Origin of the sequence: Streptomyces sp. MnatMP-M17, assembly GCF_900091995.1 — a bacterium.
Classification (GTDB): Bacteria; Actinomycetota; Actinomycetes; order Streptomycetales; family Streptomycetaceae; genus Streptomyces.
On the sequence record NZ_FMDK01000540.1, the window covers coordinates 1 to 6,007 of the forward strand.

General features: G+C 69.7%; 5 protein-coding genes and 1 pseudogene. 4 read left to right on the forward strand and 2 right to left on the reverse strand.

All coding sequences use genetic code 11. The features are described 5' to 3' along the window. The 4 genes and pseudogenes from GA0115259_RS41205 to GA0115259_RS23610 all read left to right on the forward strand — a co-directional run. Positions 1 to 214 (forward strand): annotated as a pseudogene (locus GA0115259_RS41205) (hypothetical protein); the annotation flags it as partial. Beyond that, positions 211 to 1,764 (forward strand): SCO6880 family protein, encoded by a 1,554-nt coding sequence (locus tag GA0115259_RS23600; protein WP_093600751.1) that lies wholly within the window; start codon positions 211 to 213, stop codon positions 1,762 to 1,764. The pseudogene GA0115259_RS41205 and the gene GA0115259_RS23600, both read left to right, overlap by 4 nt. Before the next feature lie 157 nt (positions 1,765 to 1,921). Next, positions 1,922 to 3,373: an ATP-binding protein gene (locus tag GA0115259_RS23605; protein ID WP_093600758.1), complete on the forward strand. Its 1,452-nt coding sequence runs from the start codon at positions 1,922 to 1,924 to the stop codon at positions 3,371 to 3,373. Between the two features lies 1 nt (position 3,374). Then, positions 3,375 to 5,057, forward strand: a complete 1,683-nt coding sequence (locus GA0115259_RS23610; protein WP_093600754.1) for a type IV secretory system conjugative DNA transfer family protein — start codon at positions 3,375 to 3,377, stop codon at positions 5,055 to 5,057. 46 nt (positions 5,058 to 5,103) lie between these two features. Here the strand turns inward: GA0115259_RS23610 and GA0115259_RS42095 are convergent, their stop codons facing one another. Beyond that, positions 5,104 to 5,226 carry a hypothetical protein gene (locus GA0115259_RS42095; protein ID WP_256098110.1) on the reverse strand — a complete coding sequence of 41 codons (123 nt, stop codon included), beginning with the start codon at positions 5,224 to 5,226 and terminating at the stop codon, positions 5,104 to 5,106. Between the two features lie 63 nt (positions 5,227 to 5,289). Continuing rightward, positions 5,290 to 5,847: a GNAT family N-acetyltransferase gene (locus GA0115259_RS23615; RefSeq protein ID WP_093600756.1), complete on the reverse strand. Its 558-nt coding sequence runs from the start codon at positions 5,845 to 5,847 to the stop codon at positions 5,290 to 5,292. Positions 5,848 to 6,007 lie beyond the last annotated feature (160 nt).

The window sequence follows — 6,007 nt, forward strand, 5'->3', positions numbered from 1 at the left end:
AGGCGGCGGCCGCCCCGCCAATCCCGTCTCCGGAGGCGTCGCCGCACACAGCTCGCGCAACCCCGGCGGAAGCGGAGGCGGCGGCGGAGCGGGCACCGGCGGCATTCCTCCCGCCGCGCCCCCGCCCCGCAGCGGAGGCCCCACCAGCGGCACTCCCCACGGCTCACGTAACACCGGCACCGGCAACAACAGCACTGGAGGTGGAGGGCGTTGACGACCCAGGCCCACCCGATCGCGCCCCGTCGTACGTATCTCATCGGCCGCGCCCGGCCGAACGCGATCGTCGGCAAGAACCGCGAGACCGGCGAGATCGCCCTGATCATCGCCGGCGCCTTCATCGGCATGATGTGCGGGCTGCTCGTGCCCGTCCTGCCGCTGCGGATCGTGACGCTCGCCGGATTCCCGCTCATCGCGCTGGCCGCCGTCTACGTACCGTACAAACAGCGCACGTTCTACAAGTGGTACGAGATCAACCGCAGCTACAAGCGCACGCTGCGCGGCGGCACGGTCTACCGCTCCGCCGCCATGGAGGCCGGCACCTCCCTCGACGGCCGCGAGGTCGAGATCGGCCCGCCTCCGGGCATCGGCCGTATCAACTGGCTGGCCGCGCCCTTCGGTCCCGACGAGATCGCCGTACTCCTGCACGCCGACCGCCGCACCGTCACCGCCGCCATCGAGATCGAAGGCCCCGGCGTCGGACTGCGCGACAGCGAGGACCAGGAAGCACTCGTCGACCGCTTCGGCACGCTCCTCAAGCATGTCGCCAACGGGGACGGCTTCGTCACCCGCCTCCAGATGCTCGCCCGTACGCTGCCCGCCGACCCCGACGCGCACGCCAAGGACGTGGCCCAGCGCGGCGATGTCTCCTCGCCCGAGTGGCTCCAGAACTCCTACGAGCAGCTCCAGTCGATGGTCTCCACCTCCAGCGAGCAGCACCGCGCCTATCTGGTCGCCTGTATGCACTACACCCGTGAACTGGCCGCCGAGGGCCAGGCCATGGCCCGCGCCGCCCGCCAGGCCGCCGGTGCGAAGAAACTCGACCGGGACGCGGGCCTCGCCGTCGTCATGGCCCGCGAGCTGACCGACATCTGCGCCCGGCTCGCCGAGGCCGACATCCGCGTACGCCAGCCTCTCGGGCAGAGCCGTCTCGCGTCCCTCGTGCACTCCATGTACGACCCGGACCATCCCATCGACCACATCCAGGCCATGACGAAACGAAACGCCTGGCCGGCCGAGCTGGATGCGATGGAACCGACATATCTCCAGGCCAAGACCAGGGAGTCGTCCACCCGCGCGCCCTGGTGCCACTCCACCGCCTGGGTCAAGGAATGGCCCATGACTCCGGTCGGTGTGAACTTCCTCGCGCCTCTGCTCGTCCACACACCCGATGTGATCCGCACGGTCTCGGTCACCATGGATCTCGAACCGACCGAGATCGCCATCGAGCGGATGCTGACGGAGAAGACCAACGACGAGGCGGAGGCGAGCCGCGCCGCCAAGATGAACCGCACCGTCGACCCGCGCGACATCGCCGCGCACGGGCGGCTGGACCAGCGGGGTGAAGATCTCGCCAGCGGGGCGGCGGGCGTCAACCTCGTCGGGTACATCACAGTGTCGTCCAGGACGCCCGAGGCACTGGCCAGGGACAAGCGGACGATCAGAGCCTCGGCCGGCAAGTCGTATCTGAAGCTGGAGTGGTGCGACCGCGAGCATCACCGGGCCTTTGTGAACACCCTGCCGTTCGCGACCGGCATCCGCCGCTGACCGCCCGCCCGCCCGGCCGCCCGGCCGTCCCGCCGCCCTACCTCCCGCCTTGCGGGACACCGACCTGCCAGATACCGCCTTGCCGAACACCGACCGCCGAGAACCACTGAAAAGCGCCGACAACCGCTGACAACCGACGAGCCGAAAGGGGCCTGTGGTGCGAGATCCGCTGTCCGTCCTCACGGATGCCTTCACCAGCTTCCTCTTCGGGAAGGTGGAGACGACCAGGCTGCCGGTCCGTACGTCCACGGGCCAGGCCCAGGCCGTCTATCTGCCCACCGCGGCCCCCGGCCTCGGCGACTCGGGCGTGATCATCGGCCGCGAGGTCTACAGCGGCAAGGGCTATATCTACGATCCGTTCCAGCTCTACGGCCAGCAGCTCCCGGCCCCGCACTGGCTGGTACTCGGCGAGTCCGGCAATGGCAAGTCGGCGCTGGAGAAGACCTACGTCCTGCGCCAACTCCGCTTCCGCGACCGCCAGGTCGTCGTCCTGGACGCCCAGGGCGAGGACGGCGTCGGCGAGTGGAACCTCATCGCCCAGGAGCTGGGAATAACTCCCATCCGGCTGGACCCGATGGCGGCGCTCGACGGCGGAATCCGGCTCAATCCACTCGATCCGTCGATTACCACGACCGGTCAGCTCGCCCTGCTCCGTACGATCATCGAAGTGGCGATGGGCCACGGCCTGGACGAGCGCTCCGGCTTCGCGCTCAAGGTCGCGCATGCCTACGTCAACGAAACCATCGTCGAGCGCCAGCCCGTCCTGATGGACATCGTGGAGCAACTGCGCCATCCGGAGCCCGAGTCGGCCGAGGCGATGAATGTCGACCTGGACGATGTACGGGCCTGGGGCCTGGATGTAGCGCTGGTCCTGGACCGGCTGGTCGACGGTGACCTCCGGGGCATGTTCGACGGGCCGACGACCGTCGGGATCGATCTCGACGCGCCGCTGATCGTCTTCGACCTCTCGCACATCGACCGCAACTCGATCGCGATGCCGATCCTGATGGCGATCGTGGGCGTCTGGCTGGAGCACACCTGGATCCGCCCCGACCGCAGGAAGCGTATCTTCCTGGTCGAGGAGGCCTGGCACATCATCAACTCGCCCTTCGTCGCCCAGCTCTTCCAGCGGTTGCTCAAGTTCGGCCGACGGCTCGGGCTCTCCTTCGTCGCCGTGGTCCACCATCTCTCGGACGTGGTCGACGGCGCGGCGGCCCGCGAGGCCGCGGCCATCCTCAAGATGGCCTCGACCAGGACGATCTACGCCCAGAAGGCCGACGAGGCGAGAGCGACCGGCCGGGTGCTCGGACTGCCCCGCTGGGCGGTGGAGATCATCCCGACACTCACACCGGGAATCGCGGTCTGGGACGTCAACGGCAATGTCCAGGTCGTCAAACATCTCGTGACGGAGGCCGAACGGCCGCTGGTCTTCACCGACCGGGCCATGACGGAGAACTCCCAGGCGTCGAACGCGGCCGACGCCGCCGACGCCCTGGCCGCGGGACTGCCCGCGGACATGCAGGCGGCGGAGTGGGAGGCCGAGCAGCGGGCGATCCTCCTTGAGCGGCAACGGCAGTTCAACGAGTCCTCCGAGTCGACGGTGGCGTGAGATGCCGCGCCACCACGACGGGCAAGGGCAAGGGCAGGGGCAGGGCTACGGGCAGGCCCAGGGCGGCCGGGGCGGAATCCCCGACGGACTGCTGCTCGGCCTGCTGGGCTTCGTGCTGGGGCTGTCGCTGCTGGTCTGGACAGCCACCGGGCTGGCCGGTCTCTTCACGCACGGCGCCTGGCCGGACGGAGTGACCTACGGCCGTACGCCGCTGGCGATGCGTCAGCTCGCCTCCGTACCGCACGACGTCGCGGGCGCCTGGCCGGACACGCCGTCGTCACAGCTCTCCGGGTACGGGCTGTTCTGGGGACTGCTGATAAGCCAGCTCATGGTGCTGACCGTCCTCGCGGTGTTCGTCCTGGGAGTGACGGCACGGTACCGAGTGGTACGGGCACGCCGGCGCGAACAGCCGCGTGACGAACGGGAACAGGCCGCGGGCAGCCGCGACACGCGTGACATGCTCGCCAAGGAGGCCCGACCGGGCGTCGCCGCGATGGCCGGACCGGGTCCAGGGCCCGGTCCAAATCCCGGTCCAGGGCCTTCCGCACGGACGGCGGCGGCCGAGTCCGTACCGACGGCCGCCGAGACACAGGCCCACGTCGAGGCCCACGCCCAGGCACAGAGGTGGACCGCCGCCGCCCAGGGACCGGCCCCGGCTGCTGCGCCCATGGCCGTACCCACGCCCGTCGCCTCCGACACCACCCTCGCGTCCGCGTCCGCCGGTGTCATCCCCGCCCCACTTACCGCGCCGCGCGTACGGTACGGCGATCCGCTCACCCGCCGGCCCATCTCCGTCCAAGCAGTCCTGGACGCCGAAGGTCCCGCGCTCGTCGTCACCTCCGACCCGGCCGTATGGGCGGAGACGAAGGACACGCGGGCCAAGCTCGGTCCCGTCCTGCTCTACGACCCGGGCCATCTCTGCGACACTCCGGCCCGTCTCCACTGGTCTCCCACCGCCGGATGCGAGGACGCGGCCATCGCCGCCGCGCGCGCGACCGCGCTGCTCGCACCCGTACGCCCGCACGCCCTGCTCGACGCCGCCATGGCGGACACGGCGGAAACGCTCCTGCGGTGCTGGCTGCACGCCGCGGCCGTCGACGGGCGGCCGTTCAAACAGGTGCACCGCTGGGCGCAGGGCGGCAGCGCGCACGAGGCGGTACGGATCCTCCGTACCCACCCCAAGGCCACCTCCGGCCTCGCCGGCCTCCTGGAGTCCGCGCTCACCGCGCATCCCGAACGCCGGGAAGTGGCCCAGCAGTTGACGGCCCGTGCGCTGGCCGCCCTCTCCTCGGTCCATATCCGGGACGCCTGCACACCGAACCGAACCGATACGCTCACGCTGGATTCTTTTGTGAACGAGGGGGGCACTCTGTATGTGGTGGGGGAGCCGATCGAAGATCCGCGCTCCCGCCCGGGTGCGATGCCTCTGCTCACCGCACTCACCTCAAGCGTGGTCGAGCACGGCCGCCGCATGGCCGCACGGTCATCTGACGGTCGGCTCGACCCACCAATGACGCTCGTCCTCGATGACGTCGCCGCCGTGGCCCCGCTTCCCCAGCTCCCGGAGCTGCTGGCCACCGGTCAGAACCAGGGACTGCCGACCTTCGTCCTGCTCCGCTCACGGCAACAGGGCCGGGCCCGCTGGCCCGACGCCGACCTCCAGAGCCTGTCGGACGAGGCATAGCGAGCGCCTTCCCGGACCGGACGGAGCGAAACTCCCTGAACCTCCCTCAGGACGCCCCGTACAGCTTCAGAAACGCCCGGACTCCGCTCACCACAAGGCTCTCCGCCTCGTCCGCACGCACCGCCCGCGGCCCGACGTGCTGCCACTCCTCGATCACATCGGCCGGCATCCGTGGCGCACCCGTACGGATAAAACGGCCCGGAAGCCGAAGAGCGTTGAGGGAACTGCGCGGTCAGGGGCGTTCGATGGCCATCTCCAGCTCCTTGGCGAGCGGATCGAGCTCGAACGGTGCGACGGTCCCGGTCGGTACGAAGCCGAGCTTGCGATAGGCCGCTCGCGCCCGTGGGTTGTCCTCATGGACATAGAGCCGCACCCGGGACAACTGTGGCTCCTGCCGCGACCACGCCCAGTCGAGCGCCTCCGCGACCAGCGCTCCGAGCAGCCCGCTGCCACGCTGCTCGGGACGCACATAGACACCGACGAGATGTCCCTGTGCCTGGGTGATGGTGCAGCCGAAGAAGTCGCTGCCGCCGGCCTCCTCGATCAGCACGGCCACAGAACCGGACCAGCTTCCGTCCGGGGCCTCGGCGATGAACTGTCCCGAGCGGGCGCCGTTCCGGGGCGAGGCATCGGCGGTGCGCTGCTGCCAGGACGAGTCGGGGTGCGCAAGCCCTTGCTCGTACGTCTCCAGAAACGCCACCGGCGCGGCCGGATCCTTGAGCGCGGCGAGCCGGATCTCCTTGGCCTTGGCCCATTCGTCGGGCCGTACGGCCCGTATCACATAGTTCATGCACCGATACTCCGCGCGCGGACCACCGCTCGCAAGGCGGTTTTCGCGTAGAGGCCGTAAACGCAGAAATGCCCCGCACCAGATACCTGGCACAGGGCATTCCCACAATAATTGTTCGGCGGCGTCCTACTCTCCCACAGGGTCCCCCCTGCAGTACCAT